The organism is Methylophaga sp. UBA5088 (assembly GCF_002414625.1).
GTDB lineage: Bacteria > Pseudomonadota > Gammaproteobacteria > Nitrosococcales > Methylophagaceae > Methylophaga > Methylophaga marina.
This window is the reverse complement of the sequence record NZ_DIAC01000103.1, coordinates 20,789-22,483: the sequence shown is the minus strand read 5'-3', so window position 1 is coordinate 22,483 and position 1,695 is coordinate 20,789. Positions and strand designations below refer to the sequence as shown.

General features: G+C 46.9%; 1 protein-coding gene. It reads right to left on the bottom strand.

Translation table 11 applies throughout. From position 1 onward, the window contains the following. On the bottom strand, positions 1–1,695 hold a 1,695-nt coding region (locus B4K20_RS12900), incomplete at both ends, for an efflux RND transporter permease subunit (RefSeq protein ID WP_289283182.1).

The window sequence follows — 1,695 nt, the reverse complement described above, 5'->3', positions numbered from 1 at the left end:
CACAATCTGCACTTCAGACTTATTATCAAACGGCAGCATTTTCAGAATGACCAGTTTCATTGCTGCCAGACCAACAGACACAATAACCAGCAAAATAAGTCCACCCCACAGTAATTTTCGGCGGCGGGCAGCATGTTCATGTAATAGAAAGGGGCTCAAAACACGCTGAAAAACCGCGTCATATTGGGACTCGGCAACTTGCTCATGCTTGGCCGAACGAGAATGTGAAAGCATCTTCAACACCATCCATGGTGTCACGACATAGGCCACCATTAATGACAGCAGCATGCCCATGCTGGCATTAATCGGAATCGGGCTCATATACGGGCCCATCAAACCGCTGACAAAGGCCATGGGTAATAAGGCTGCGATCACGGCTAAAGTCGCCAATATTGTTGGCTGCCCCACCTCATCGACAGCGACTGGAATCGCTTGTTTTAAGCTTAATTTTTCTTGTTGAATATGACGATGAATATTCTCCACCACCACAATCGCATCATCTACCAGAATGCCAATAGAAAAAATTAAGGCGAACAACGACACCCGATTTAAAGTAAAACCCCATGCCCACGAAGCAAATAACATCAGTAATAAGGTAATCACCACCGCTACGCCAACGATAATGGCCTCTCGCCAGCCGAGTGCAAATAACACCAATAAAACCACAGCTACCGTGACAAAAATTAGTTTATGGATCAGCGTATCAGCCTTTTGATCCGCCGTTTCGCCATAATTACGCGTCACGGTCACCTGCACCTCATCCGCAATCATCACGCCTTTTAATGCTGTTACCTGCTGCAGTACCGCATTGGCAATATCGGCGGCATTGGTTCCTGGCTGTTTGGCAATGGCAATGGTGACAGCATCATATTCACCCTGAGCTTTTATCTGTTTGTCTGCTGCCGCTGGCCCCGTACCAAACCAGACATATTGACGGGGTTGTTCTGGACCAAGATAAATATCAGCCACATCCGTTAAATACACCGCTTGGTCATTAAAGACACCGACAATGAGTGATTTCAGCGTGTCAGCTGAAACGATAAACTGACCTGCCTGAACACTTGTCATTTGATTATTTTGTACTGTCGTCCCGGCTTCGACCGATTGGTTTGCGGCTTCCAAAGCCAAACTCAGGCTATGACTATCCATGTGATAGGCCGCCAGTGACTCTGGATCTAAGGTGATATTCACTACGGTATCAGCACCGCCAACAGTATAAATATCCCGTGTTCCATCAACCCGCTTCAGTTCCACTTCCAAAGACTGCGCCAACTGTTTTAACTGATTTGAGTCCTGCTGCCCTTCACGCCATAAAGTCAGCGTCAGAATCGGCACATCATCAATGCCTTTGGGTTTAATAATAGGTTGTGACACACCCAAGTTTTCAGGCAGCCAATCCAGATTGGAATAAATTTTATTGTATAAACGTACAATCGCATCGGTACGTTTCTCACCGACTTCAAACTGAGCAGTGATGATAGCCAGCCCTGGCTTCGATACTGAATACACGTGTTTCAGACCAGCAATTTCACTGACCACCTGCTCCGCTGGTGTCGCTATCAAACTCTCTACTTCCTTGGCTGACGCACCGGGGTAAGCAATGAAAATATCTGCCATAGTGACATCAATCTGCGGCTCTTCTTCACGTGGCGTCACCATCAACGCAAATATCCCCAGCAATAAAGCCAGCAAAGG